This window comes from Microbispora sp. H10949 (assembly GCF_014161435.1).
Lineage (GTDB): Bacteria > Actinomycetota > Actinomycetes > Streptosporangiales > Streptosporangiaceae > Microbispora > Microbispora triticiradicis.
This window is the reverse complement of the sequence record NZ_JABBWZ010000006.1, coordinates 508,934-535,027: the sequence shown is the minus strand read 5'-3', so window position 1 is coordinate 535,027 and position 26,094 is coordinate 508,934. Positions and strand designations below refer to the sequence as shown.

Here is a 26,094-nt window from a genome sequence, read left to right as displayed (position 1 = left end):
CGTGCCGGACGAGGCCGGGCTACACCGCGCTGGCCACTCCTGGCTGGGCGAGCGGCCCGTCCGGTGAACCGCCGCGGATCTCCGTGACGGCCTCGGCGTGGCCGGTCGCGCCGATCATGGTATCGGTCTCGGCGGCGGCCTCCGTCCTCCCGTCGAACGCCTCGGCACCGAACGCCTCAGCGTCGAATGCCTCGGAGTCGAAGGCGTCGGCGTCGAAGACCTCCGGCGAGAGCACCTCCGCCTCGAACGTCTCCACTTCGAGAGCGTCGACGTCGAACTCCACGTCGAGGGCGTCCACGTCGAGGGCTGCGGCGTCCAGCGTCTCGATCACCGGCATGTCCGGCCCCGCCGTCCCGATCGCGGGCACGGCGACCGGCACGACGGACGGACGGCCCGGGGCCGCCGGGGCCGGCCGCGTCGCGGCGGGGACGGTGACCGGCACCGGGGAGTGCCCGGCTCCCGCGAGCGCCTCCTCGTACCGGTCGATGACCACGTCGGCGAGGCCCTCGCAGTCGCCGATCACCTCGGCGCAGCGGATGTCGAGCCCCTCGTGGTTCGCGCCGTAGGCGAGCGCCTGCGCCCAGATGCGTTCGAGGACGGCACCCGCGAACAGGACGTACGGGAGGACGATCACGCGCTTCGCGCCGAGCCTGCGGCAGCGCTCCAGGCCGCCGGGCACACCGGGACGGGTGTGCGAGACGTAGGCGGTCTCCACGGTCAGCAGGTCGGCGGCGTGGGTCTCCCAGAACAGTCGCGAGACCCGATGGACCTCGGCGTTCACGGCGGGATCGGTGGAGCCGTGCCCGACGAGGACGACCGCGGTCTCGCCAGGCGTGATCTCGGCGGGCGGCTCCTCGGTGACGAACCGGGGCATCTCGGCGCGGGCGTCGGCGAGTCGCTCCGCGAGCAGCCTGAGCACGCGGGGATCGGGCCCGAGCGGACGGCCGAGGTCGTACTCAAGCGTCGGATGCCGTTCCTGCTCCAGGGCCATGGTGCCGGGGATGTCCCCGAGCGCGCGCCGGTCGCCGGTCAGGCTGAGCGGCACGGCGACCAGGTGGTGGTGGCCCCGGGCCACCAGGGAGGCGATGGACTGGCCGAGCTGGGGGCGCGCGTTCGTGATGAAGCCGCCGCTCACTTCGGCGGGAAGCCCGTCGAGGCGGCAGCGGAGCCGATGGACGAACCTGCCGAACTCGGCCACGCCGGTCTCATCGTGGGTGCCATGGCCGATGAGCAGCAGCGGCGGTTTCATTTAGCTGATCTCCCCTGCGTTGACCTGCGTGTCGTTCACAATCCTCCGCTCCCACCGGAGCGCCCGCGCGCCGGCCGGTCGTGCCGGGCGTGCCGTGGGCGGGGTGCCGGGCGCGCGCGTGACGGCAGGCGCTTCCTCGTCGTGTGGAGTCCTCGTCGTGTGGAGTCGCTCGCTTCTCGCCTCCAGTCACTGCCGGTCCGCTCCGGACGGCCGGCGACCCGGCCGGGCCGCTCCGTCGCCTCCCGCCGGCCGGCGGGACGCTCTGGCAGGCGAGAATAACCTTTCGGCCCCAATCATGGAGGTCTCTTGACCGGAGGGCCCAGGGTCTAGAGCGATTCTTTACCTATTGCCATGAAATTTCCCCGTTAAGGATGCTGAAGAGGACGGCGTCGGCCCAGCCCCCCGGCACGGGCAGCGCCTGCCGCATGATCCCCTCCTCGATGAACCCGGCCTTCCTCGCGACCCCCTGACTGGCCCGGTTGCCCGTCGCCACCAGCAGGTGAACCCGGTGGAACCCCAGGTCGAACAGGTGCGCGGTGGCCATGCGGGCCGCCTCCACGGCGTACCCCTGGCGCCTGGCCCACGGCGCGATCCAGTACCCCAGCTCCGCGTCGCCGCGCTCGTGGTCCTCGCGCTGCACGCCGACGGCGCCGGCCAGCCGTCCCCCGTCCCGCGGCTGTATCGCGAAGTTGCCACCATAGCCGGGGCCCGGCGCGTGCGCGAGGCGGGTGCACCACTCCAGGGCGCGCTCCAGCGTGTAGCCCTCGGCCCACGGCATCCAGCGGGCGATCTCCGTGTCGCCTCTGACCGCGTCGACCATGTCGAAGGCGTCCTGCCGGACGAAGGGCCGCAGGACCAGCCGCTCGCTCTCGATCCGGCGGCGTGGCGCCTGCCGCTCGTCCCCGCGGAGCCTGCCGAAGACCACCAGGTCGTGCGGGCCGTCGTCCTCGAACCCGGCGCCGCGCAGCAGGCCCTCACGGACGAAACCGGCCTTCTCTGCGACCCGGATCGACGCCAGGTTGTCGGCGTTGGCCCGGAGTTCGACGCGGCGCAGCACCCCCGACCCCAGCAGGCGGCCGGCGAGCCCCCGCACCGCCTCGGTCGCGTATCCCCGGCGGCGGTACGCGGGGTGCACGCCGTACCCCACCTCGGCGATGCCCGCGCCCCACTGGGCCTTGAACATGCTGATCGATCCGACCACCCCGTCCCTGGCGTGCATCGCCAGGTGGATGCCCTGTCCCGAGCGCCACAGCTCGTGCACGCCCTGTGTCAGCCACTGGCCGATCCCGGAGGCGTGCCCCGGCGCGCCGGGCGGCAGCGCGGTGGTGTGGGCGCCGTCCTCGATGATCGCCCGAACCTGGCCCGCGTCACCCGGGCCGAACGGCCGCAGGATCAGCCGCTCGGTGTTGATCGTCAGCCGTTCGTCGAACAACGCATCACTCCATCACATACAGGGATTTTTCGCCCGTCGCCGGTTAAGTAGGGCATGTCCTCACCGCTCACGATGTTTGGGGCAGGCGGTTCGGGTACGAGGCACGACAGTGACCCTAATCGGGAGGTGAGGTCATGAGTATCCAACGCGGCAGCGACAAGCACGGCCGCCGCCTCGACGAACAGCAGAAGCACGAGACGCAGGGCCTCGTACAGGGCTCCGGGACCAGCCGGGCCGAGGAATGGCGGGAGACCGAGCCGACGCAGCAGCCCGAACAGGACATGTCGCCACCGCGCCGCCAGCCGCCCGGCCGCGAGCCGGGGACGCCGCTCGGCATCACCCCCGCGGATGTGGAGCGCCGCAGCCACCTCGCCACCTGGCTCAGCGACGCGGGCTTCCCCGCCGACCCCGCCAAGCTGCTCGGCCACGCCGAGCGCAAGAACGCCCCCGACGCCGTGATCGACGCCGTACGGCGGCTGCCCGAGATGAAGTTCCACAACATCGGGGAGGTGGCGGAGGCACTCGGGCTCGGAGTGGAACGCCAGCGCTGGTAGGGAGTGCCTGATAAATGCTGCCCGTCGCGAGCGTGGATCCAGGTGGATGCATCGCAAGGCGGAGGAGGAGCCGATAACAGCGTTATCGGCGACGACTCCGGGCCCCGCGGAGATTCCGAGCCTGCGAGGAATCTCCGCGGGTGGGGCAACGCAGCGAGGCGCCGCCTGGGCCACGCGCAGCAGGGCTTGATTTATCAGACACGACCTTGGGGAGACCCGGTGAGACTCGACTTCATTCGCGGACTGTACGAGCCGGGCGGGCCGTACGCCTCGGTCTACCTGGACACCGACCGGTCGTCCGAGGGAGCGGCCAACGTCGTCCAGCGGCGATGGGCCCACCTTCGCGAGCTTCTGGCCGCGGAGGGAGCGCCGCCGGAGGCCCTCGATCCCATCGGGGAGCTGATGCTCGATCCCGTCTGGGCGGCGCCCGGCCGCGCGGTCTTCGCGCGTCGGGGCGAGGTCGTGCTCACCGAGCCGCTCGCCTGCCGCCCTCGCCGGCAGACCGCGCGGTGGTCGCCGCTCCCGCACGTCGTGCCGCTGCTGGCGCAGCGCGGCGAGCACGTCCCGCACATCGAGGTGCTGGCCGACCGGGCCGGAGGCGACGTCGCCGTCGTGGCCGACGGACAGCGGCGCGAGCTGACCGTGGAGGTCGCGGAAGGGCCGATCCAGAAGACCGGAGCGGGCGGCTGGTCGCAGCGGAACTTCGAGCGGGAGGTCGAGGAGACCTGGCGCCGCAACGCCGTGGCCGTCGCGGAGGTCGTGGAGAAGGAGGCGCACGGCATCGGCGCCGAGGTCGTCGTCCTGGCCGGGGATCCCAAGGCGAGGGCCCTGGTGACCGACCACCTCGCCAAGGACGTCGTACGGCGGCTGACGGTGGCCGAGCACGGCAGCCGCGCTCCCGGCGCCGACCTGCACCATTTCCGGCAGGAGACCGACGCCGCCTGCCGGGCCTGGGTCGACCGCCGGTGCGCGGAGCTGCTGGGGGCGTTCGCGGCCGGACCGGCCGTGGCCGGCCTGCAGGAGACGGCCCGCGCGCTGCGCGACCGGCGGGTGAGCACCGTGCTGGTGCGCGACGACCCGTCCTCCACCGCGACGATGTGGATCGGGCCCGAGCCCACCCACCTGTCCACCGACCCGGCCGAACTGGCCGCGTGGGGAGTCGAGGAGCCGGTGCGGGAACGGGCCGACGCCGCCCTCGCGCGGGCGGTGGCCGCGACGGACGCGGAGTTGTGGTTCGTCGATCACATCGACTCGCCGGACGGCATCGGCGCCCTGCTCCGCTTCTGACGGCCCGCGTCAGGTGACGATCAGCACTTCTAGCGTACGGGGGCCGTGCACGCCCTCCACCCGGTTCAGCTCGATGTCGCTGGTGGCGGAGGGGCCGCTGATCCACGTCAGGGGCCGGACGGGGTCCAGCCTGGCGACCGCGTCCGGCACCCCGGCGACGATCTGGTCCGCCCGCACCACGCACAGGTGATAGTCGGGCACCAGCGACAGCGCCCGCCGCCCCTGGCCGGGCCCGGCGTCCAGCACGATCGTGCCGGTATCCGCCACGGCCACCGCGCACGTGGTCAGCACGCCGTCCAGCGCGTCGAGATCGGCGGCGGTCAGCGGCGGCTCGTCGGCCACGAGCTCGGCTTGGGCGGCGGCCGGCCACGCCGCGGGGAACCCCCCGGGCACGGCGACCCGCCGCGCCCCGCGTTCGGCGAGGGACCGCGCGACCCGCTCCGGCACGGCCGCCTCGGCCACGACGTGCACGACGGCGCGATAGTCGCGGAGCCGTTCCTCGAACAGCCGGATCTCACCCGGCGTCTCGGACGGGGTCGCGGGCGGGGTCTCACCCGGCGTCGCGGACGGGCCGCGATAGGCCCGCGGGATCTCGACGTCGGGCACGCCCGCGAGGGCGCCGCGCACCCGGGCGAGGATCAGGTCGCGGGAGCGGCTCATCGGCGGCCTCCGTCCGTGCGGTCCCACCAGTCGCGGAAGGACTCCCGGGGGATCTCGGGCAGGTCCCTGGTGTCCGTCCAGGCCGCCAGCGGCCCGGGGAGCCGCCGGGGCGCCAGGTTCCGCAGCCGTCCCCCGATCCGCTGCATCCGCGCCAGCCGTCCCGACCGCCGGAGCACCCAGCTGGCGGCGGCCATCCCGGCGCGTTCCGGCCAGGGATGCGGGCTCCGGGCGCGCAGGTCGACCAGCACCGACGGGATGTCGATGGCCACCGGGCAGACGTCGTAACAGGCGCCGCACAGCGAGGAGGCGTACGGCAGCGAGCGGTCCAGCTCGGAGCTCATGCCGCGCAGCTGCGGCGTGAGGATCGCCCCGATCGGCCCCGGGTAGACCGACCCGTACGCGTGGCCGCCCGTCCGCTCGTACACCGGGCAGACGTTCAGGCAGGCCGAGCAGCGGATGCAGCGCAGCGCCTGGCGTCCCACCTCGTCGGCGAGGACGCGGGTGCGGCCGTTGTCGAGCAGCACGAGATGGAACTCCTGGCCCTCCGTCGCGCCCGTCCACATCGAGGTGTACGGGTTCATCCGCTCGCCGGTCGAGCTGCGGGGCAGGAGCTGCAGGAAGACCTCCAGGTCGCGCCAGGACGGCAGCACCTTCTCGATGCCGACCACGCTGATCAGGGTGGTCGGCAGGGTGAGACACATCCGCCCGTTGCCCTCCGACTCCAGCACGACCAGGGTGCCGGTCTCGGCGACCGCGAAGTTGGCCCCCGAGATCGCCACCTTCGTCTTGAGGAAGCGCTCGCGCAGGTGCAGCCGGGCCGCCTCGGCAAGGGCCGCGGGGTCGTCGGTCAGGTCCTCCGGGGCGGGGCGGCCCCAGCCCGCCATGCGCCCGGCGAAGATCTCCCGGATCTCCGCGCGGTTGCGGTGGATCGCCGGGACGAGGATGTGCGAGGGCCGGTCGTCGCCGAGTTGCACGATGAGCTCGGCCAGGTCGGTCTCGTACGCCGTGATGCCGTGTTCGAGCAGCGCCTCGTTGAGGCCGATCTCCTGGGTGGCCATCGACTTGACCTTCACGACCTCGGTCTCGCCCGTGGCCTTCACCAGGCCCGCGACGATCTCGTTGGCCTCGGCCGCGTCGGCGGCCCAGTGCACGTGGCCCCCGGCCGCCGTGACGGCCTCCTCCAACTGAAGCAGATACCGGTCGAGGTTGCGGAGGGTGTGCTCCTTGATCGCCCGCCCGGCGTCGCGCAGCGCGGCCCAGTCGGGCACCTCCGCGACCACGCTCGCCCGCCTGGCCCTGATCGTCCGGGTCGCCTTGCGGAGGTTGAACCGCAACTGCGAGTCGCGTACGGCTCTCGCGGCGTTCCGGGGAAAGGGCCGGGTCGCCGGCATCCCGAGGAAGGTGACGCTCACCGCGCTCATCGGACGCTCACCGGCGCTCACGGGACGCCCACCGGACGCCCGGCGGCCCCCGCCGGCTCGGCCGCGCCGAGGATCTCGGCCAGATGCATCACCCGTACGCCCGACTTCTGCCGGGCGAGCATGCCGCCGATGTGCATGAGGCACGAGTTGTCGGCCGCGCACAGCACCTCGGCGCCGGTGTCGAGGACCGCCCGCACCTTGTCGGCGCACATCGCCGCCGACACGTCGGCGTTCTTCAGCGCGAAGGTGCCGCCGAAGCCGCAGCACTCCTCCGCCCCCGGCAGCGGCACCAGGTCCAGCCCCTTCACCTGGCGTAACAGGGTCAGCGGCCGGTCGCCGAGGTGGATGCCGCGCAGCGAGTGACAGGTCGGGTGGTAGGTGACCCGGTGCGGGAAGCTCGCCCCCACGTCGGTCACGCCCAGCACGTCGACGAGGAACTCGGTCAGTTCGTACGTCACGGCCACGACCCGATCCACCGCGTCGGCGAAGGGCCCGGAAGGCCCGGCCAGCTTCGGGTACTGCTCGCGGATCATCGCCGCGCACGAGCCGGAGGGCACGACCACCGCGTCGTAGCCGCGCAGGACCGCCACGCTGCGCCGGGCCAGCCGTACCGCCTCGTCCCGGTAGCCGGTGTTGGCGTGCATCTGGCCGCAGCAGGTCTGGCCGCGCGGGAACTCGACGTCGACGCCGAGCCTGCGCAGCAGCGTCACGACCGCCCGCCCGGTGCCCGGGAAGAGCGTGTCGTTGACGCAGGTGACGAACAGGGCGACCCGCACGTGCCCTCCCGGCGTGTACGGCCGGACCGGGTTCGGACCGGATACGGTCAGACCATACCTCCTGGTCCGTATCCGGCCGCCCGGGGGCGGCCGGGGGACCAGCCGGACGGTCCGGCCGCCTCAGGCGCCCGTCCCGGTCCGCCGTCTCAGCCGGAGACCTCCCGCCACGCGGCGCGCAGCTCCCGGCTCAGGCGTTCCGGAGCGTCCTCGGCGATGTGGTGACCGCTGTCGACTCCCCTGCCGACGACCTCGGGCTCCACCCACTCCTGCCAGACACCGATGATGTCGTCGTAGAGAACGGGCAGGTCGTCGCGCGTTCCCCAGAGGACGAGGGTCGGGCACTTGACGCGGCGGCCCGCCTCCATGTCCGCGTCGTCGTGCCGCCGGTCCACGCCTAGCCCGGCCCGGTAGTCCTCGCACATCGCGTGGATCCTCTCGGGGTCGCTCAGCGACTCCTGCAGGTCCTCCCAGGACTCCTGCCCCATTTGTTCGGGCCCTTCCTGGTACCAGAGGCTCAGGTTCGACCCGATGACGGTCTCCGGTTCCGGGCTGGGCTGGGCGCGGAAGAACCAGTGCCACCAGCGGGTGGCGAAGTTCGCGTCGCACCGCGCGAGCGCCGCGCCGATCGGCACGACGTCGAGCGCGGTCAGGTGCGTCACCGCGTGCGGATGGTCGAGGGCGAGCCGGGTCGCGACGTAGCCCCCGCGGTCGTGTCCGACGACGTGGAAGGTGTCGTGCCCCAGCGCGCGCATCAGCTCCAGGCAGTCGTTCGCCATGCTGCGCTTGGAATAGGACGAGTGGTCGGGGGTGGTCGCCGGCTTCGACGACTGGCCGTACCCCCGCAGGTCGGGGCAGACGAGCGTGTAGTCGGCGGCGAGCAGCGGGGCCACGCGGTGCCAGGTCATGTGCGTCCGGGGGTGCCCGTGGACGAGAAGCACCGGCGGCCCCGAGCCGCCGTGCCGGACCCGCAGCGTCACCTCGGTCAGGTCGACTCGATCAAGCGTGAATCCATCGAACATACCGTGCTTACTTCCTTCCGGCGGGCTCGGCACACACGATGGCCGGGATGTTCCGGCATGCGGAACCGGGCGCTGCGCCACGCGGACGCCACGGGCGGCGGAGGCCGCCCCGCTCAGGCCAGCGTCACGCCGTACGCCCGCATCCAGGCGTCCACCTCGAGGATCGGCAGCAGCAGGTGGCTGGCGTTGAGCCAGGTCATGGTCTTGGACCCGGCCCGGGTGAGGTCCTCCACCCGCTGGGGATCGAACACGCCGAACAGTGGGGAGCTCCGATCGGTGAGGATCTTGTCGATCGACCGCATGACCTCGGCCTCGTAGGCGGGGTCGTGCGTCCCGGGATATCCGCTCTTCGCGCGGTCCAGCGTCGCCTGAGGCAGGATGTCGGCGAAGGCGAGCCGCAGCAGACTCTTCCAGTGGCCGTCCGCGTTCTTCATCTCCCAGGGCACGTTCCAGACGTACTCGATCAGCCGGTGGTCGCAGTACGGCACCCGGACCTCCAGGCCGACCGCCATGCTCATCCGGTCCTTCCGGTCGAGGAGATAGGTGAGCGGGCCCTTCAGGCTGAAGTACATGACCTCGCGCATACGCGCGTTCAGGCCCGTCTCGCCGGGAAGGCGCGGAACCTCCGCCTTCAGCGTCAGGTAACGGTCGTGCTCCGCGTCCGCCGGCCGGACGCGGCGGTGCAGGTCCGGCGCGAAGCAGTCGGCCAGGCGCGGGGCGTCCCCGATCCAGGGGAAGCGGTCCCGCCGGACCAGGCGCTCGTCGTGGAACCACGGGTATCCGCCGAACACCTCGTCGGCGGCCTCCCCCGAAAGGGCCACGGTGGAGTGCCGCCGGATCTCCTTGAACAGCAGGTACATGGACGTGTCGAACTGTCCCAGCGACGGCAGGTCACGGGCGCGGCGCGCCGCGGGAAGGGCGCCGATGACGTCCGCGGTCTCCAGGACGATGTCATGGTGCCGGGTGCCGAGGTGACGGGCGGCCAGCCGGGCGTACGGGCCGTCGGGTTCGGGCCGCAGCTCCGTGGGCCTGAAGTCGCTGTCGTCGCCCGCGAACTCGACCGAGAAGGTGTTGAGAGGTCCCTCGCCGGCCTTGGTGAGGCTGCGGTGGGCCAGGGCGGACATGATGGTCGAGTCCAGCCCGCCGGAGAGCATGGCGGAGCGCGGCACGTCCGCGACGAGCTGCCGGTCGACGACGTCTTCGAAGAGCTCCCGCACGGTTCCCACGGTCGTCTTCAGGTCGTCGCGGTGCTCCCGGCTGACCAGGCGCCAGTAGGGGAACTCGCTGGCGCCGGCGCGCGAGAACCGGACGAGGTGTCCCGGGCGCACCTCTCGCAGTCCCCGCAGCGGGGTCTCGCCGGGCAGCGAGAGGCGGGCGTTGAAGAGGATCGGGAGGCTCTCCTCGCCCACGACGGGGGTGAAGAGCGGGGAGGCCATGATGCCCTTGGGCTCGGAGGCGAACAGCAGGCCGCCCGGATAGGCGTGGTAGTAGAGCGGCTTGACGCCGATGCGGTCGCGGGCGAGGAGAAGCTCCTCCCGGGAGGCGTCCCAGATCGCGAAGGCGAACATGCCGTTGAAGCGCTCGACGCAGCTCGCGCCCCATTCGAGGTAGGCGCGCAGGACCACCTCCGTGTCCGAGCGCGTCGTGAAGCGGTGGCCGCGGGCCATGAGCGTGCCGCGGAGCTCCTGGAAGTTGTAGACCTCGCCGCTGTAGACGAGCACGACCGGTTCGTCGTACGGCCCGTGGCGGGCGATGGCCGGCTGGGTGCCGCCCTCGAGGTCGATGATCGACAGCCGGCGGTGACCGAGCGCCGTGTGCGGGCCCGTCCACATGCCTTCGGCGTCGGGCCCGCGCAGGGACATGGTCCGGGTCATGCGCCGCAGCGCCGGCGTCTCCTGCCGCAGATCACGCGTGAAGTCGATCCATCCCACTATGCCGCACATCGGGTTTCCTTCCTGGGGTGAGCGAACTGATCAGCGGGCCGCAGCGTCCGGCCCTTCACCGGAGTGGTGGGACGGGAGGCCGCGCAGCCGGCGACGCAGCCGCAACTGCTCGGCACGGAGGTCGTCGAGGTCTCGCGGGCCGAAGGCGGCGGGGGCGTCGGGCCAGTGCCGCCGGAGCGCCCGCAGCGCGCGGGGAGTCGGACGGGCGGTGCCGTGCCGGTCCACCACGAGGCCGTCGAGTTCCGCGCGGGCGGTGTTCCACGCGACGGCCTCTCCTTCCGCCGTCTCCGGGGGGAGACGGAGACTCACGTCGCGGCCGGTGATCGTGACCGGGTAACCGCCGGGCAGCCCCCGGGGCCCGGGCACGTGCCCGGCGTAGCCGCGCTCCTCGTCGAGGACGGCGTCCAGCACCGCAGCGCCCTCCGCGGCTCCCATCTCGTTGAGATGTTCGCGGGGCCGTGCCCGGATCCGGCCGAGAATGTCGGCGACGTCGCCGAGGGGCCGGTCGTCGAGCCAGGCGAGCGCCTCCTCGGCGGGGCTCGGCGGGGGGTGGAGATGTGCGTGGTGGGCGAGGAGCCTGAGCCGTGACGCCTCGCGTACGCCCAGATGGGCGCGGAGCGCCATGGCGAGGCTGGACACGTTGCCCAGGCCGCACAGCACGGGCACGCCCGCGGCGCACACCATGCCGTTGACCGCGTCGGGGAAGCAGGCGTTGATCACGGCCGTGTCCCCGCCGGCCTCCGCGCTCGCCCGCGCGCAGCGCAGGACCACGGCCGCCTGGAGCGGCAGGGTGACGCCGAACCCGGCGGCGCGTACCAGGTCCGTCCAGGCCGAGGGTGTGGACCGCATCTCCGCGGGGGACTGGTCCGAGGCGCAGAGCACGAGGGCCGCGGGCCGGACCCGGGCGAGGAGAGGACGGAGGTCGTCTCCCCCCGGCACGTCGAGGGCGTGGGGCGAGAACCCGACGGCGGTTCCCGCGAGTGCCGCGTGGGCGCCGGCGACGGCGCAGAGGTCACGGGCCCGGCCCAGGTCGCGGCTGACGACGTGGACGGTGGCCGGGCCGGACGCCAGGTGGGCGAACGACCGCACCAGGGCACCGGCGAAGGCGCCGGTGCCCATGACGACCACGCCGCGGGCGCCGGTCACTGCGCCGGTCGTGGTGCCGGTCATGGTGCCGTGCTTCCCGGCGGCGTCGGGCAGGACCCCAGGAACGCGTCCAGGTCGACGATCTCGGGTTCCGGGACTCCCGGGCACCGCGCGCTGACATCCAGCCGCGGTGGCCGCCGCGCGTCGGTGAAGTACACCGGGGTGAGGATCTGCCGGTCGTCGATCCGCAGCAACGGGTTGGCGACGAGGAAGTCCCTGACCGCGGGGGTGTCGCGGCGTACGTAGATCCGCATCCGTTTCGTGGAGAAGTGGTTCGGCGGCAGTTCCAGGCGGGGCGCGAACTTGCGTTTCCACTGGAAGATGCCCTTGCTGACGAAGGCCTCGGTGCCGAAGAAGTCGACCCGTGGCACACGGTGGGCGCAGGCCCACAGCAGGAGCAGGTGATAGACGGCCTTGAAGGCACCACTCTGGTAGTGCTCGTCCCGGCCGTCCAGGACGCCGAGGAGGCGGGTGGTCAGGGTCCGTCTGTCCGCGGACCACTGGCACAGGACGCCGGCGACGCGGGTCCCCGCGCGGTCGGCGACGAAGAAGAGCGTGCCACGCGGGAGGATCGCGTGCCGGGCGACGGCGAGCCGCTCCGTACGGCTGCGGTCGCCGTGCCGGTGACCCATGGTCGGCACATGCATCCGGTGGTAGAAGAAGTCGAGCGCCCCGGGTGAGGAGTCCTCCTCCAGCCTCCAGTCGTGTTCCCGCTGGTTGCGGCGGAACTGCCACCGTTCACGCCGGGATATCCGCTGCTGGAGTTCCTCCTCGCCGTCCGGGATGTCGACCACGAGGTGGATGCGGAAGGGCGCCGTCAGACCGCCGAGCGAGGGCAGTGTGCTCATCCGCTGTTCCTCCGCGCCGATGACGACCAGGTCGGCGTCCGGCCAGCGGCCCGCCGCGACGTCCCGCCAGCCGGTCGAACCGGTGTCCCGGCCCGCCGTCTTCCAGCCCAGCTGGGCGCGCTGGTGCTCCATGAGTTGCAGGATGTTCGTCTGCCCGACGGGCAGGCCGGCGTAGGCGATGCAGGGGCCGTCGCCTACGGCGTGGGAGAGGACGACCGGCACGGAGGAGGCCAGGGTGTCGGTCAGACGGCGGGCGGCCCGCCACACCGGCCGGGGCGTGTTGTTCCACGTGTAGGCGAGCCGGGCGAGCGCGGGCGTCAGGCCCGGCGCCCCGGGCGGGCTCGGGGTGGGCTCCGGGGGTACGGAGGCGGGTGCGGCATCGGTGATGTGGACGGGCATGGGTGTCTCCTGGGAGGACCGGGCCGTTACCGGGCGGCCGCCGCGTGGACGACGTCCCGCAGGTCGCCGAGGGAGCCGATCGAGGACAGGTGGTGGGCCTCGGGCGGCCGGTAGTCGCCGGTGTGGTAGGAGCCCGAGCCGTGGACGAGGACGTCCCGCAGGTCCAGCAGCCCGCGGTCGGCCGCGTTCAGGACGCCGGTGACCGCCATGATCAGCGACCATTCGCGGACCTGTCGCGGATCGGCCGGCAGGTCGACGCCCGCGGGTTCCAGCAGGCGCCGGATCGACGGGTAGCGGTCGAGGCACTCGGCCAGCGACACGACGATCCCGCCCCCGCCCTGGGTCTTGATGATCTCGTTCATGCGGGGCGAGGTGACCGGCGTACGGGTGTAGAACGTGGGGTCGAGGTCCTCGTCGGAGGCGTAGGCGACGCGCGGGAAGTGCGGGTCGGCGTGCTGCGTGAGCAGCCCGTCGTGTGACGTCCACTCGGGCCGGTAGCCGAACGTGCCGTGGTAGAGGCTGGCGACCATGTCGGGCGTGCCCAGGTGCTGGACGAGGAAGTATCGCGCGCCGGTCCCGGGCCACTCCCGGCCGGTGTGCCACTGCTGGCCGTAGAAGTGGCCCAGCAGGCCGAAAGCGCTCGACACGGAGTGCGCGTGCACCCGGGCCGCGGCCGGCAGGCGGTCGCGTTCGAACAGAGCGCGGGCGGCGTCCGCCACCGCGTAGTTGGCCAGGTCGAGCGAGTGCCAGAGCCGTACGCCGTGACGGTCGAAGACGGTGTGCGCCTCCTCGTCGGCGACCGCGCGCGCCAGCGTCTTGACCTGTCCCGCCTCGCCGGAGTCGAGGACGGCGAGGGGGTTGCGGCGGCGCGATTGAGGATCCTCGACGAGGGCGGAACGCCACAGCTTGTGGCGGGACGCCGAGGGCACGACGCAGACGATGCCGAGTTCGTCCGCGCCGGCCAGCCCGGTCTCGTGCGCCCGCTGGACCGCGTCCCGGAGCGCGGTGGCCTTGTTCGCGCTGGACGGAGTGATGATCATGACTGCTTCGCCGGTGCGCCGGATGTGCGCGACCGCCCGGGCGACGATCATCAGGGACGCGAAGGTCTTGGTCGTACGCGTCCGGGGGTTGTGCATCAGGTTCAGCAGAGTCAGCCGGGTGTCCCTGTACGGCTCCAGCTCGTGCGCGGTGATCAGGCTGGGCGCGAAGAACGCCTCGAGTTCGGGCGTGAGCGGGGGAAGGCTCCAGCCGGGGGTGAACGCGCCGCCGTCCGGCGCCCCGGACCGCGCGCGGGTCTCGGCGTGCGCGAGGATCCGCGACAGTTCGTCGTAGTAGCGGACCAGTGCGGGACGGGCCGCGGCGGGCGCGCTCGCGGACGCGACCGGGGCGGCGGCGGTGACGGTCATCGGGGGGATCCCTTCGCGAGCAGGTCGCCCCGGACGAGCCGGGACATTCCGGCCGCCGCGGCCGTCGCGGGCACCCGGGCCGGGTCGGGGCCGACGTCGACAGGCCTGTTGTCCCGGTCGACGAACACGATCCTCGGCTGCAGGAGACGCGCGGCCTCCTCGCCCACGGTCTTGTAGGCGATGATGATCACCAGGTCGCCCGGCGAGATGAGCCTGGCCGCCGCGCCGTTGATCCCGATGATCCCGCTGCCCCGCTCGCCCTCGATGACGTAGGTGCTCAGGCGGTTGCCGTTGTCGATGTCGACGATGTCCACCTTCTCGCCCGGCAGGAGGTCGGCGGCGTCGAGCAGGTCCCGGTCGAGTGTCAGGGAGCCGACGTAGTGCAGGTCGGCCTGGGTCACGGTGGCGCGGTGGATTTTGCTGTGCAGCATGGTCCGGTACACGTGAGGGCCCTTCGTCGGGTGGGGGGATCAGGCGGCGATCTGGATTCGACGCAGGTGGCGGCTGCGGTCGCTGAAGGCGTTGCGCGCGTGCAGGAGCCGCCAGTTGTCCCACACGAGCATGTCGTTCCTGTGGTAGTGGATCGCCACGTGGTCGTCGTCGAACGCGGCCTTCCAGCGTTCCTGGATCTCGACGACCGGGTCGTGGTCGTCCCGCAGGAGGTTGTTGCAGCTGAATCGGACGATCAGTCCGTCCTCGGTGTCCTCGAGGATCGGGTGACGCGTCTTGAGGTCCAGGCCGAGGCGCTGCACCCCTTCGGTGGTCTTCCAGTCGTAGTCGGTGGCTTCGAGCATCTTGCGCTCCTCCTCCGACAGCGCGTCGACCCAGGGACGCGTGTCCGCGAGCGTGGTCTCCCCGCCCGGACCGCCGGCCGGCGTCACACACCACAGGGCGATGTAGCGCGGCGGCGCGATCGCGAAGTCGTAGCCCTCGGTGTGCGGGGTGAGGGGCCGCGTGTTGCCGGCGTGGTAGACGTCGTCCATGCCGGGCTCCGGCCGGACGTCCCCGACCACTGCTCCGGTGTAGTTCGGCACGAACGTCCCCTGCGCGCGGCAGAACCGCACGGGGTCGAACCGGTCGGGGACGTTGCACATGAGGACGTATCCGTGCTCGTCCATGAGCTGGCGGAACGTTCTCATCAGCAGTTCCTCGGCCAGCGGTTGCCCGTTGAAGTCGACCTGCGAAAGGATGCTGATCGGAGAATGCGACATTACTCCTCCTGGGCTTTTGCCGGACATGACGGCATGATTCGAACCACACAATTCGAGGGTGCCGGAGATCGCGCGGGCGAGATGCCGTAATAAAAGATCCACTGGGATCTACTTCCGTGGATCATCGAACGTTTTCCACCATAACAAATGAACTTTCGGCATTGTCAAGCGCTCGCAACAATTCACTTAAAGTGACGAACCGGCCGGGTTAATCGGGCCGACCATACGTGACAATGCCTGCGTATCGACGCCCGGACCCCGGCGGAGGACGTGACCCAAAGTAGTCTGTTTGCCGAAGGCAGGGCAGGGCAGACAGCACGCGCCACCTGAATCGCACTTCTATTTTGCCCTCGGAAAAGGGGCGGCCAGGCGGTTCTCCGCTGCGACGAAAACCCCCGGAAAATGGCCGGCCAGGCCGGTCCGGGTGATTTCCTATTCCGCGGCTCCGGGCTCGACGAGAGCGTCTCCCAGGGGTGTCCTCCGATACAGGACGCTCCGGCCGTCGCGGGTTTTCGTCACCGCGCCGGCGTCGTACAGGACCGCCAGGTGATCGCCCACCCCGCCCGTGCTGAGGCCGAGCCTGCGGGAGAGCAGCGTGGTCGTGGACGGCTGGTCGAGGGCGCGGAGGAGGGCGGCCCGGGTCTGGCCGATCAGGCGGTCGGCGCCGTCCGTCGCGACCCGGCCGCCGCCCCAGAGCCGCCCGGCGCCGCGGGCCGGGTAGATCAGCGCACAGGCCTCCGGAGGAGCCGTGGCCAGCCATCGTCCGCCGAGTGTGCAGGGCACCAGGGTCAGGCCCGCGCCGTCGAGCGCAAGGTCGGGTCCGCTGATACCGGCGATCTCGAGGCGGTCGCTGGTGAGCCAGCGGACCCCGAGGTTCATCCCGGACAGGGCTCCCGACCAGCCGTGCGTGGTCAGCAGGCCCGTACGGTAGAGCACGTCCTGCTCGGCGATCGCCTGGAGGCGGGGCCACATCGGCTCGACCAGTTCGCTCCAGACGGAGAGCAGGCTGCCGGCGACGCGCTCCGCGACTCCCGAGCCGGCGAGGCCCTCACCCAGTGGACGGCCGCCGCTGCTCACCTCCAGGTCGTGCCGGGCCCGCGCGTCCGGGGTCTCGGCGATGCGGGTCAGTTCCCGGGTGACGGTCGTCCGCAGGTCCGGCGGCGGTGCGCAGATGAAGTCGGGCAGCCAGGAGGTGGTCGCCACGAGCTCGGCTATGGCGGCGACGGTGGGATCGCGGCGGCAGAGACCGGCGTAGACGGCGCGGCCGTACTCGCGCCAGGGACGCAGTTCCACCGGGCGCCTGCGGCCCGCGAGAATCTGCAGCGCCGCGATGGTCTCGCCGATCGGCGACAGCGCGAATCGAATTCCCACCAGATCGTCCGCCGAGACGCGGAGCACGACCATGTTTCGCCTCCAGGCGTAAAGATGGCCCGCATAATCAGGCCTGCCGCATGATGTCGACGTGGTGAGTTATGGTGACGTGCTGAAGGTGCCCGAATTCCGGGCGCTTTTCTGCGGGCACAGCCTGACGATCGCCGGAAAGACCATGCAGCAGCTGGCTCTGGCGTCGCTCGTCTTCGCGGCGACCCGCTCGCCTCTCCTGTCGGCGGTCGCCTTTCTGGCCGGGTTGTTGCCGCAGGCGATCGTCGCCCTGACGGTGATGTCCCTGGCCGACCGGCTTCCGCCTCGCCTCGCCCTCACGGTCTGGGAGGCCGTCAGGGCGGTGACGCTGTGCGGCCTGGCCTTCGGCGTGCTCCCGGTCTGGGCCGTGCTGCTGACAATCCTGCTCCTCGGCTCCGGCGACGCCGTCGCCGTCGCCGTCCGGCAGGCCCTCCTCACCGACGTCCTCGGCCGGGAGCAGTACGTGCCGGGCCGGGCGCTGCTGAACGTCGTCGTCGGCGTGATGCAGATACTCGGATTCGCCGCCGGCGGCATCCTGGTCACCTCCGTCGGTGTCTCGGGAGCTCTCTGGGTCGCGGCCCTCGCCGCGCTGGGCGCCGCCGCGGTGAGCTGGTCCGGGCTGCGGCCGAGGCCCTCGCGCGGCCCCGCCGGAGGCGCCGTGCGAGCCACGTGGGCGGGCAACCGGACGCTCTTCGCGGACCGGCGCACCCGCGGCCTGCTCCTGGCGCACTGGCTGCCCAACGGTCTCGTCGTCGGCGCCGAGGCGCTCTACGTGCCGTACGCCGGGGACATGGCCGGCGCGCTGTTCGTGGCGGCGGGGGCCGGCATGCTCCTCGGCGACGTCGTCGTCGGGCGTCTCACGCCGGAGCTCAGAGGCCGGCTGATCCTGCCCCTGTCCCTTCTGCTCGCGGTGCCCTATCTGGCGTTCCTCGTGATCCCTCCCGGGCCGGGCGCCCTGGTCGCGGTCGCCGTGGCGTCGTTCGGGTTCGGCTCCACGCTCGGCGTTCAGGAACGGCTCGTGCTGGCCATGCCCGAGCGGCTGTGCGGGCAGGGCCTCGGCCTGGCCATGAGCGGCATGATGACGATGCAGGCGGTCGCCGCGTCCCTGACGGGGACGGCGGCCGAGCTCACGAGCACGGGCACCGCCATGGCCCTGGCCGGCGCCGGTTCCCTGGTGCTGACGCTCGCCCTGATCGCGCACGTCGGGCCACGCTGGCGCGCCGCCCGGGGCGGCGCCGTACCGGATCTCAACCCGGCGGTCTGAGTGGTCCGCCGGGTTCAGGCTGCGGGACGCGCGCATCGGGGAGCCTCACCCGGCGCCCGACACGGAGTCGACGAGGGCGCGGCCCAGCGGCGTGGCGACGTACAGCACCTCGTTGGCCCGGCGGCGGCTGCCCACCAGGCCGGCGTCGCGGAGGACCGACAGGTGCCTGCTGACCGTGCCGGGCGCCAGGTCGTGGCGGCGGGCGACCTCCGTGGTCGTGTACGGACTGCGGAGTTCGGCGAGGATCGCCGCGCGGGTGCCGCCGAGAAGGTTCCCGAGGGCCCGCCGGCCGTTCACGCCCTCGCCCGGCCCGCTGCGCAGGCCCAGCGCCAGATCACGTGCGGACGTCCCCATGGGATGCACCAGGAGGGGCCGGTCGGCGTCCGGCAACAGGATCTCGCTGCGCTCGCAGAAGACGGACGGGACCACGACGAGGCCGCCGCCGTCCCGGAGCCGCGGACCGGCCTCCCCGTCACCCTCGACCCACAGCCTCGGCCGTCTCCACGCGAGGCCGTGCCCCAGGGACCGCAGCAGTTCGTCCGGGCCGCCGCTGAGCAGCGCCCGCGCGTGGACGGCCCGCTCCGACTCGACGGCCGCCCTGAAGCGGTTCCAGTACGGCGCGATCACCGTCTCGCAGTACCAGAGCAGCGCGGACACCACGGGTTGTGCGGGAACGGACTCAGGCGGTGCCGCCGGCCGGCGGGTTCCGTGGCCGGAGACCCCGGCGCCGGCCTCGGCACCGGCGTCCGCGCCGGCCTCGGCGCGGTGCGTGAGGGGATCGTGCTTTCCGACCGCCCACGAGACCACGCGCACCTGGTCGGCCAGGGTGCCCGCGCCGCCGATCACGCGCCGTACGATCCTCAGCGCGCCGTGTTCGAACGCGCCGTGTCCGATCGCGCCGTGTTCCGTCGTCCCGTGTCCGACGGCCCTGCCGCCGCCGTGGCCGAGCCTCAGCCGGGCGCGGGTCCGCGACCGCCACCTCGCGTACGAGCCGGCGGAACGCCTGTCGAGGATCTGGAGGCTGAGCGACACTTCGAGCGCCAGCGACGGCATGGACGCCACACTTATCCGGGAAAGATCGGTCTCGCTGAGGGTGATGCCGCCCAACTCTCCTCCACTCTCGCGCGACGCCGGAGCCTCGCGGATACCCAGAGCCGTTTCCCGGAAATCGCCCGGCCAATCCCCTCATAACAAGTCCGAAGATTCGCCTGTGCGCGAATAGCGGCAGAGGCGGGCCGACCATCAGGGACTTTTCCCCACCGCCGAATCTCATTGCCAGGCGGCCGCGGCGCTCCTAGCGTCGGCATGGCGAACCCGGAACCACAGGTGTTCGCCCCGTTCGTTTCCGAGTCGCGGAATGCGGGTTCGGGTTCGGTTTGCAAGGGGGCGTCCGGCCATGCCCTCGCGTCACAGGGAGGACCGGTGGGCGGCTCGTGAACACCACGAACGGATCGGCGGAGCGGACGCGGCCGCACGACTGGTTCGGCGACCGACAGACGATCCGCCCGCGGGGCCTGCGCCCCCGGCAGATCCGCGACCTGGTCCGCTACTACATGGCGGACACGCACCTCATGCCGACCTCGGTGCTGCCCCTCTCGCCCATCGTCATCCCGCGCCGCTCCTACGCCGAGGTCTTCCGCGCCGGCCGCGTGCTGCTCGACCTCCTGCGCCGCACCGTTCTCGGGCTCGCGCCGACGCTGCGGGGCAGGCTCGACGGGCTCGGCACGAGCGCCGCGGACTATCCCCTCGTGGTCGGCGACCCGTTCGTCGAAGAGGAGTTCGCCGCCGCCATGGCGAGGCCGGACGTCATCATCGGCGCCGACGGGCCGCGCTTCATCGAGTTCAACCCCTGCGGCACCCCCGGCGGCGTCATCGAGACCCATTCCTGGCTGAGGGCCTGGCGGGCCGCCTACCACCGGTACGGCACGGCGCCCTTCCGCAGTTCCGACCCCGTGCACGCCCGGGCGGACTTCGTCGCCGACGCCTGCGACCGTCTCGGCGTGGAGCCGAGGGCCGCCTGGGTGACCAGCATGCGGGATCTGCCGAGCCGGATCGCGGTCAAGTACTTCCACCTCGAACTCGAACGCCTGCACCACCGGGGGATCTCCGCCGAACTGTTCACCCCCGAGGACCTGCCGCACGGGCTGATGGACGGCGACCGCCTGGCGTTCCCGATCGGTGTCCGCTGCTTCACGGTGCCGGAGTGGCGGGAACTCGGCATCGACATCGAGCCGGTGCGCCAGGCTCTGGACGCCGGCTGCCTGCTGCTGCCCACGCAGACGTGCGGGCTGCTCGACAACAAGAAGGCGCTCGGCCTCCTCTCCGAGGGGCAGCCCTGGATGAGCGCGGCCGAACGCGCCTTCGTCGAGCGCTACGTGCCGTGGACCCGGATCGTGGCCGACCGGGCCGTCGACTGGCGTGGCGAGCGGGTAGACCTGGTCAAGCACCTGGAGGCCGGCCAGCGGGCGATGGTGCTGAAGCGCGGCATCGGCATGAAGGGCGAGGCCGTCCTCGTGGGCCGGGGATGCACCGCCGCGACCTGGCGGCGCGCCCTGGACGAGGCCGTACGGCTCGGCGACAGCGTCGCGCAGGAGTACGTCGAGCCCGTCGCCTGCGAGGTCGACCTGAGCTGGAGCGACAACGACGCCGGCGTCGTCGAGACCTACCCCGTCCTCGGCCCCTTCCTTTTCGGCGACCGTCCCGGCGGGCTCTGGGCCCGGTTCCTGACCGAGGGAAACGAGGGCGTCTTCACCCGATCCGTCTACGGTTCCTGCGAGAACGTCGTGGTGGCCGCGGCCTGAGGCCCGAAACCGCGAGGACCGCCCGATTCTCCTCGTGAACGATTCCCCGAACTCGGTCGTTTTCCCGGAAAACAGGCGGATCGATGCTGCGAGGGAATGGATGGATCTGCTCGGCGCCGCCACTTTGGCGGTCTCTCTGCTCGCGCTCGCCGTGTCCGTCGCGACGGCGCTGCGGCAGATACGGATAATGCACCACACGAACCAGCTCCCCGTTCTGGTCGAACTGTTTCAAGAATTCCGGTCATCGGAGTTCCAGCTCGCCGAGCGGTACGTCGTCCAGCGGCTGCGGGACGAGCACGATCCGGGAACGGGCTGCATGCTGCTGCCCGAGGAGGCCTTTCTCGCCGTCACGAAGGTCGTCGGCTTCTACAGCGGATGCGGCGCCTTCATGGCGCGGAAGATGGCGGACGAGGGGCTGGTCGTCCCGCTTCTCGGTTATCGGGCGAGCAGGGCGTGGGACGCGCTGGAGCCGTTCATCAGGAGGGAACGGGAAATCCGGGAGTCGAGCGACCGCTATGCCAGTGTCTTCGAGGATTTCGTGTGGCGGGTCCGGCGGCACACGTCGCTGGAGAAGGCCTACGGTCTCCGCCTCAGAACGCTCCCGTCGACCCCGGCCAGGGATGTTCCGCCCCCGGAACCGCAAACGACGTAACCCTCCCTTATCGGCGAGCGGGGCGGGGCCTGATTAGCGGCGTCGCGGACGGGATAAGAGTGAGGAAGGTCACAGCGGCGCCGAGGGGAGAACCTAGATGCGGTCCACGTCGTCACCGGTGAGCCGGGCGGCCGCGGGCGTGTACGCGGGCCTCGCCGCCCAGGTCGTCTCGCTGGCCGCGCTGGCGGTGTTCGAGCAGGCCAGGGGCAGGCGGCTGGCCGCCCAGATCGCGGCCTTCGGCGGCGACCCCGCCTCCCCCGCCGCACGGGCCGTCAGCGGCGCGGCGACGGCGTTCGCCGTGCTCGTCCTGGTGCTGCTGACCGCCACCGTGGCGGCCGCGTTCGCCTATCTGGCCTGGCTGCGTCTCGTACGGCCGGCCACCCCGCCCGCGGTGCTCGCGGTGGCCTGCCTCGTGCCCGGGATCAACCTGGTGATGCCGCCGATCCTGGCCGACCTGGCGTGGCGTGAGACGCCGGCGCCCGGGCGCAGGGGTCCGGGACGCGCGCGGCGCGCCGACGGGGACGACCGCGATCCCGCCTACGGCGCGACTCCGGAGACCGGGGCGCCCGGCGCTCCGGGCGACGGGCCCGGCCGCGTCCGGTGGCGGGCGACGCTCGCCTGCTGGTGGCTGAGCTGGCTGGCCGCGCTCGGCCTGGTGTTCGCCGGCCCGGCGCGGGACGGGCTGACCGGCCTCGGCCTGCCGCAGGTCGCCGCGGTGACCGTCGCGGCGATCCTCTGCGGCGCCGCCGTCCGCGAGGTCACCGACCGGCACGCGGGCGTGGCCGACCGCGGGCGCGACAGGCGGGGCGCCGCCCGCCCGCCGGCCCGCCTCAAGCAGCAGACCGGAGCGCTCTTCGAAGCGCCCGGCGGAGCGACCGGCACGCCGAGCGGCCCGGTGCGCATCGCGGCGGACGGCGCCATGGACAGTGCCATGGAGGGCGCGATGGAGGGCGCCGGCGCGCGGCGCGCCGCAGCAGGTGACGGCACGGCCCGTCAGCGGCCGGGCGGGGGCCCCGAACTGCCGGAGCTGGCGTGCCAGAGCCGCCGCTGGGGCTCTCCCGGATGGCCGGGGAGCCGTCCCTCCCGCGCGGCGGGCGGGGCCCCGTTGTCGGAGTAGGGCGACACCCGGAAGCCGTTGCCGTACTCGATGGGCCGCCCGCCCACTCCGGCGCCCGGCACGGGCACCTCGCCGAGTACGGCGCGTACGGCGTCGAGCCCCCGGGTGCGCCACACGTGGTCGAGGTCGGCGAGGTTCCAGCAGTGCACGGCGCGCAGCGAGACGGCCCTGATCCCGGTGCGCCGCACCACTCCCCGGGCGGCCAGCAGCCACGAACCGAACACCGTCGCGGCCGTGTGCGCCTGCACCGACTCGAAGAAGGTCAGGTCGATCGGGCCGGTGGAGTCGTCCAGGGTGGTGAAGATGACCCGCTGCCCCGAGCGCACCGCGGGCGTCTGGGTGGCGACCTTGACCCCCGCGACCAGGATCTCCGCGCCGTTGCGCTGCCGCAGCAGGTCGGCGGACCTCGTCACGCCGAGCGCGTCGAGCAGGTCGTGGTAGAAGTCCATGACGTGGTGGCTGACGTCCATGCCGAGGATCGCCAGCTCGGCCTCGACGGCCTCGGCCTCGGTCATCTCCGGCAGCTCGCCGGGCGCGACCCGCTCGGTGAACCCCATCGGCAGCTGCCCCGCCGCGCCGGCGGCGCCGCGGTCGAGCGCGCCGACCTGGGCGATCAGGTCGCGCCTGGTCAGCCGTCCGGGACGCCAGCGCGGCTCCCCCGGCCGCAGGCCGTGCAGCGCGTCGAACCCGCCGACCTCCACGATCCGCTCGGCGACCGGCCGTGAGGGCCGGGCCCGCTCCCAGAAGTCCGCGAGCGAGGTGTACGGCCGGCCGGCGACCATGCGGTCCACCTCGGCCTCGCTCACCCCCCGTACGGCCGAGAACGGCACCCGCAGGCCGTACCCGCGGCCGAACCCCCCGGGCCCGTCCTCCGCCGGACCCGTACGCTCGACCAGCCAGGTCTTCCCGGAGTGGTTGACGTCGAGGGGCAGGACGTCCACACCGCACTGGCGGGCCTCGTCGAGGATCACCCGGCTCGGGTACATGCCGGGGTCGTGGGTGAGCACGCCCGCGAGGAACGCGGCGGTGTGGTGCCGCTTGAGCCAGGCCGACTGGTAGGTGGGCAGCGCGAACGCCGCCGCGTGCGCCTTGCAGAACCCGAACCCGCCGAACGCGTCGAGCACCCTCCACGCCCGCTCGACGACGTCGGGGGCGTACCCCCTCTCCCGGGCGAGCGGCACGAACCACGCCCGCACGGCCTCGCGGCCCTCCGGCGTCCCGAGGGCGCGGCGGGCCCGGTCCGCCTCGGCCAGCCCCGCCCCGGTCATGACGTCGATGACCTTCATGACCTGCTCGTGGAAGACGACCACCCCGTTGGTCTCCCGGAGCGCCTCGCGCAGCGACTCGTGCGGATAACGCGCCTCCCGGAAACCGTGCCGGGTCTCCAGGTACGGCGTGACCATGTCGGAGTTGACCGGTCCCGGGCGGAACAGCGAGATGTCCACGATCAGGTCGTGCATGGTGCGCGGCTCCAGCTTGGCGACCAGCTCGCGCTGCCCCGGCGACTCGATCTGGAAGCACCCGATCGTACGGCTGAGGCGGATCATGTCGTAGGTGTCGCGGTCGTCGCGGGGAACGGCCTCCAGGTCGATCCGCCGGCCCTCCACCCGCTCGACCTCCTGGAGGGCGTAGGCGAGCGCCGACTGCATGCGCACGCCGAGCACGTCGAGCTTGAGCAGGCCCGCGTCCTCGACGTCGTCCTTGTCGAACTGCGACATGGGGAACTCCAGCAGGCTGCGCTCGACCGGGGTGCGGTCGCGCAGCGTGGAGTTGCCGATCAGCACGCCGCAGGGGTGCAGTGCGATGTGCCGGGGCAGCCCGTCGAGCCGCTCGGCCAGCCGGAACACGGCCTGGAGCGACCGGTCGTTCAGCCCGCTGTCCCGCAACTCGGGCAGGTCGGACAGCGCGGCCCTGATCTGCCTGGCCCGCACCTGCGGGAACGCCTTGGCGATAACGTCGATCTCGTGCGGCGGCAGGCCCATGGCCGCCCCGACGTCCCTGATCGCGCTGCGGGCGCGGTAGGTCTCCATCATCGACACGCAGGCCACCCGGTCCTCGCCGTACCGGCCGAGGATCGCCCGGTAGCAGTCGAGGCGGCGGGCGGACTCCACGTCGAGGTCGATGTCGGGCAGGCCCGGACGGCCCTCGGAGAGGAAGCGCTCCATCAGCAGGCCGTGTTCGAGCGGGTTCACCTCGCCGACGCCGATCAGGTAGTTGACCAGGCTGCCGGCCCCCGAACCGCGGATCGCGCACCGCACGCCCATCGCCCGGATCATGTCGGTGATGCCGACGACCGCGGTGAAGTATCCCGACAGCCGCTTCCGCTCGATGATCCCCAGCTCGGCCGCCAGGCGGTCGCGGGCCTCCGCCGAGCGGTCCAGGCCCCGCCGGGCCAGCCCCTCCTCGCACCGGCGGCGCAGCAGGGGGACCGGGTCCTCGCCGACCTCCGGCAGGTGCAGCCGGGGCCGTTCGGGTTCGAGCATGGGCACGATCTCGACGGGGTCGAGCACGCACCGCTCGGCCACCCGTCGCGTCTCGGCCAGCAGCCGCCCGGCCCGGCCGGGGTCGCCGCCGCAGATCCGCGCGGCCACCCGCGCCATCTCCGCGCCGTCCTTCAGGTACGCGTGGGCCGTGGGGTCGTCGATGTGCCGCCCGTCGAGGGGCACGAGCTTGCGCGCCGCGTCGAGCACGTTGCCGACCTGGTGATCGGCGGCGTCCAGGTAGCGGACCGCGTTGGTCAGCACGACCGGCACGCCCATCGAGTCGGCCAGCCCGATCATGCGGGCGGCGACGTTCGCGTCGCGGTAGCCGTACAGGTCGGAGACCTCGACGACCAGATCGGGGAGCACCGCGCGCCAGGCGGTCAGCAGGGCGCGGGCCTGGTCGTCGCGCCGTTCGGCCACCGCGCGGCCGAAGCCGGAGCGGGGCCCGAGCAGCACGGTCAGGCGCGGCCCGCCGTCCGGGCCGGTCGCGTGCTCGGCGATCATCCCCGGCGTGACGTACGGCTCGCCGCGCTCCCCCGCCCCGTGCGCGGCGGTGACGAGACGGCACAGCGAGGCCCAGCCGTCGGTGCGCGCGAGCACGACGACCCGCGCCGGCTCGCCCGGTGTCCTCCGTACGGCCCGCCGGCCCGGCGCCGGGAACAGCCCTTCACTTGGGAACGACCCTCCGCCCGGGAACGACCCTTCGGCCGCGAACGGGCCTTCGGCGGCGAGCGGGCCTTCGGCGGCGAGCGGGGCGGAGCCGCCCGCCGCCGGCGGGCCCGCGCCGAGAGCGAGGTCCACTCCGGCGATCGGGCGGACGCCCCGCTCGTGACACGCCCTGACGTGCTTGATCGCGCCGTAGAGGCCGTCTCGGTCGGTCAGCGCCAGCGTGTCCGTGCCCTGCTCGGCGGCCCGCCGGACGAGGGCGTCCGGGAACGCGGTGCCGTACCTCAGGGAGAAGGCCGACGCCACGTGCAGGTGAGCGAAGGGCCGCTCCTGGAGCGTTCCCATCGATCCCAGGCCCA

Annotated in this window: 20 protein-coding genes; 5 read left to right on the top strand and 15 right to left on the bottom strand. The window is 72.6% G+C overall.

What is annotated here, in order from left to right; genetic code table 11:
- Positions 1–19 precede the first annotated feature (19 nt).
- Both HHX40_RS36810 and HHX40_RS18905 read right to left on the bottom strand, forming a co-directional pair.
- Complete coding sequence (locus HHX40_RS36810) at positions 20–1,249, bottom strand: sirohydrochlorin chelatase (protein WP_259403702.1); 1,230 nt, start codon at positions 1,247–1,249, stop codon at positions 20–22.
- 343 nt (positions 1,250–1,592) lie between these two features.
- Positions 1,593–2,681 (bottom strand): GNAT family N-acetyltransferase, encoded by a 1,089-nt coding sequence (locus tag HHX40_RS18905; protein ID WP_182873721.1) that lies wholly within the window; start codon positions 2,679–2,681, stop codon positions 1,593–1,595.
- Positions 2,682–2,815: 134 nt separating this feature from the next.
- Between HHX40_RS18905 and HHX40_RS18900 the strand changes: the two genes are divergently transcribed.
- Together HHX40_RS18900 and HHX40_RS18895 are read left to right on the top strand one after the other, a co-directional pair.
- Positions 2,816–3,235 (top strand): DUF2795 domain-containing protein, encoded by a 420-nt coding sequence (locus HHX40_RS18900; protein ID WP_111700858.1) that lies wholly within the window; start codon positions 2,816–2,818, stop codon positions 3,233–3,235.
- A 219-nt stretch (positions 3,236–3,454) separates the two neighbouring features.
- Positions 3,455–4,522: a Vms1/Ankzf1 family peptidyl-tRNA hydrolase gene (locus tag HHX40_RS18895; RefSeq protein ID WP_182881613.1), complete on the top strand. Its 1,068-nt coding sequence runs from the start codon at positions 3,455–3,457 to the stop codon at positions 4,520–4,522.
- Between the two features lie 9 nt (positions 4,523–4,531).
- Here the strand turns inward: HHX40_RS18895 and HHX40_RS18890 are convergent, their stop codons facing one another.
- The 11 genes from HHX40_RS18890 to HHX40_RS18840 form a co-directional block, all read right to left on the bottom strand.
- The gene (locus tag HHX40_RS18890; protein WP_182881612.1) at positions 4,532–5,182 is read right to left on the bottom strand and encodes a LutC/YkgG family protein; all 651 of its coding nucleotides are present in this window, start codon (positions 5,180–5,182) and stop codon (positions 4,532–4,534) included.
- Positions 5,179–6,594 (bottom strand): lactate utilization protein B, encoded by a 1,416-nt coding sequence (locus tag HHX40_RS18885; protein WP_310738190.1) that lies wholly within the window; start codon positions 6,592–6,594, stop codon positions 5,179–5,181. The genes HHX40_RS18890 and HHX40_RS18885 overlap by 4 nt, the downstream gene beginning before the upstream one ends.
- Before the next feature lie 26 nt (positions 6,595–6,620).
- Positions 6,621–7,379, bottom strand: coding sequence for a (Fe-S)-binding protein (locus HHX40_RS18880; protein WP_182881610.1), 759 nt, complete (start codon positions 7,377–7,379; stop codon positions 6,621–6,623).
- 146 nt (positions 7,380–7,525) lie between these two features.
- Positions 7,526–8,398 (bottom strand): alpha/beta fold hydrolase, encoded by an 873-nt coding sequence (locus tag HHX40_RS18875; protein WP_182881609.1) that lies wholly within the window; start codon positions 8,396–8,398, stop codon positions 7,526–7,528.
- Positions 8,399–8,511: 113 nt separating this feature from the next.
- Positions 8,512–10,341, bottom strand: coding sequence for an asparagine synthase (glutamine-hydrolyzing) (gene asnB / locus HHX40_RS18870; RefSeq protein ID WP_182873726.1), 1,830 nt, complete (start codon positions 10,339–10,341; stop codon positions 8,512–8,514).
- A gap of 30 nt (positions 10,342–10,371) precedes the next feature.
- Positions 10,372–11,511 (bottom strand): potassium transporter TrkA, encoded by a 1,140-nt coding sequence (locus tag HHX40_RS18865; RefSeq protein WP_182881608.1) that lies wholly within the window; start codon positions 11,509–11,511, stop codon positions 10,372–10,374.
- The gene (locus tag HHX40_RS18860; protein ID WP_182881607.1) at positions 11,508–12,734 is read right to left on the bottom strand and encodes a hypothetical protein; all 1,227 of its coding nucleotides are present in this window, start codon (positions 12,732–12,734) and stop codon (positions 11,508–11,510) included. The genes HHX40_RS18865 and HHX40_RS18860 overlap by 4 nt, the downstream gene beginning before the upstream one ends.
- A gap of 26 nt (positions 12,735–12,760) precedes the next feature.
- Positions 12,761–14,140, bottom strand: coding sequence for a DUF6002 family protein (locus HHX40_RS18855; RefSeq protein ID WP_182881606.1), 1,380 nt, complete (start codon positions 14,138–14,140; stop codon positions 12,761–12,763).
- Positions 14,137–14,583, bottom strand: a complete 447-nt coding sequence (panD, locus tag HHX40_RS18850) for an aspartate 1-decarboxylase (RefSeq protein WP_138461999.1) — start codon at positions 14,581–14,583, stop codon at positions 14,137–14,139. Before panD ends, HHX40_RS18855 begins: the two co-directional genes overlap by 4 nt.
- A gap of 27 nt (positions 14,584–14,610) precedes the next feature.
- Positions 14,611–15,351 carry a TauD/TfdA dioxygenase family protein gene (locus HHX40_RS18845; RefSeq protein ID WP_138462000.1) on the bottom strand — a complete coding sequence of 247 codons (741 nt, stop codon included), beginning with the start codon at positions 15,349–15,351 and terminating at the stop codon, positions 14,611–14,613.
- A gap of 432 nt (positions 15,352–15,783) precedes the next feature.
- Positions 15,784–16,755: an ArsR/SmtB family transcription factor gene (locus HHX40_RS18840; protein WP_182881605.1), complete on the bottom strand. Its 972-nt coding sequence runs from the start codon at positions 16,753–16,755 to the stop codon at positions 15,784–15,786.
- 58 nt (positions 16,756–16,813) lie between these two features.
- Here HHX40_RS18840 and HHX40_RS18835 point away from each other — a divergent pair, with 58 nt between their 5' ends.
- Positions 16,814–18,016, top strand: a complete 1,203-nt coding sequence (locus HHX40_RS18835; protein WP_182881604.1) for an MFS transporter — start codon at positions 16,814–16,816, stop codon at positions 18,014–18,016.
- A gap of 45 nt (positions 18,017–18,061) precedes the next feature.
- Here the strand turns inward: HHX40_RS18835 and HHX40_RS18830 are convergent, their stop codons facing one another.
- Positions 18,062–19,123, bottom strand: a complete 1,062-nt coding sequence (locus HHX40_RS18830; protein WP_182881603.1) for an ArsR/SmtB family transcription factor — start codon at positions 19,121–19,123, stop codon at positions 18,062–18,064.
- A gap of 326 nt (positions 19,124–19,449) precedes the next feature.
- On the opposite strand from HHX40_RS18830, the gene HHX40_RS18825 reads away from it, so the two are divergent.
- Entirely contained in the window at positions 19,450–20,817 is a 1,368-nt protein-coding gene (locus tag HHX40_RS18825) for a hypothetical protein (RefSeq protein ID WP_182881602.1), read from the top strand.
- A gap of 34 nt (positions 20,818–20,851) precedes the next feature.
- The gene (locus HHX40_RS18820) at positions 20,852–21,469 is read left to right on the top strand and encodes a hypothetical protein (protein ID WP_182881601.1); all 618 of its coding nucleotides are present in this window, start codon (positions 20,852–20,854) and stop codon (positions 21,467–21,469) included.
- Between the two features lie 993 nt (positions 21,470–22,462).
- Here HHX40_RS18820 and HHX40_RS18815 read toward each other — a convergent pair.
- A complete protein-coding gene (locus HHX40_RS18815) occupies positions 22,463–26,080 on the bottom strand; it encodes a DNA polymerase III subunit alpha (protein ID WP_182881600.1) in 3,618 nt (1,205 codons plus the stop codon).
- Between the last annotated feature and the right edge of the window lie 14 nt (positions 26,081–26,094).

What these genes read in the sequence shown, in the direction of transcription:
- HHX40_RS18900 (WP_111700858.1), top strand. Translation starts at nt 2,816, where the DNA reads ATGAGTATCCAACGCGGCAGCGACAAGCACGGCCGCCGCCTCGACGAA.
- asnB (WP_182873726.1), bottom strand. Translation starts at nt 10,341, where the DNA reads ATGTGCGGCATAGTGGGATGGATCGACTTCACGCGTGATCTGCGGCAG.
- HHX40_RS18890 (WP_182881612.1), bottom strand. Translation starts at nt 5,182, where the DNA reads ATGAGCCGCTCCCGCGACCTGATCCTCGCCCGGGTGCGCGGCGCCCTC.
- HHX40_RS18865 (WP_182881608.1), bottom strand. Translation starts at nt 11,511, where the DNA reads ATGACCGGCACCACGACCGGCGCAGTGACCGGCGCCCGCGGCGTGGTC.
- HHX40_RS18860 (WP_182881607.1), bottom strand. Translation starts at nt 12,734, where the DNA reads ATGCCCGTCCACATCACCGATGCCGCACCCGCCTCCGTACCCCCGGAG.
- HHX40_RS36810 (WP_259403702.1), bottom strand. Translation starts at nt 1,249, where the DNA reads ATGAAACCGCCGCTGCTGCTCATCGGCCATGGCACCCACGATGAGACC.
- HHX40_RS18840 (WP_182881605.1), bottom strand. Translation starts at nt 16,755, where the DNA reads ATGGTCGTGCTCCGCGTCTCGGCGGACGATCTGGTGGGAATTCGATTC.
- HHX40_RS18815 (WP_182881600.1), bottom strand. Translation starts at nt 26,080, where the DNA reads ATGGGAACGCTCCAGGAGCGGCCCTTCGCTCACCTGCACGTGGCGTCG.
- HHX40_RS18845 (WP_138462000.1), bottom strand. Translation starts at nt 15,351, where the DNA reads ATGTCGCATTCTCCGATCAGCATCCTTTCGCAGGTCGACTTCAACGGG.
- HHX40_RS18855 (WP_182881606.1), bottom strand. Translation starts at nt 14,140, where the DNA reads ATGACCGTCACCGCCGCCGCCCCGGTCGCGTCCGCGAGCGCGCCCGCC.
- HHX40_RS18875 (WP_182881609.1), bottom strand. Translation starts at nt 8,398, where the DNA reads ATGTTCGATGGATTCACGCTTGATCGAGTCGACCTGACCGAGGTGACG.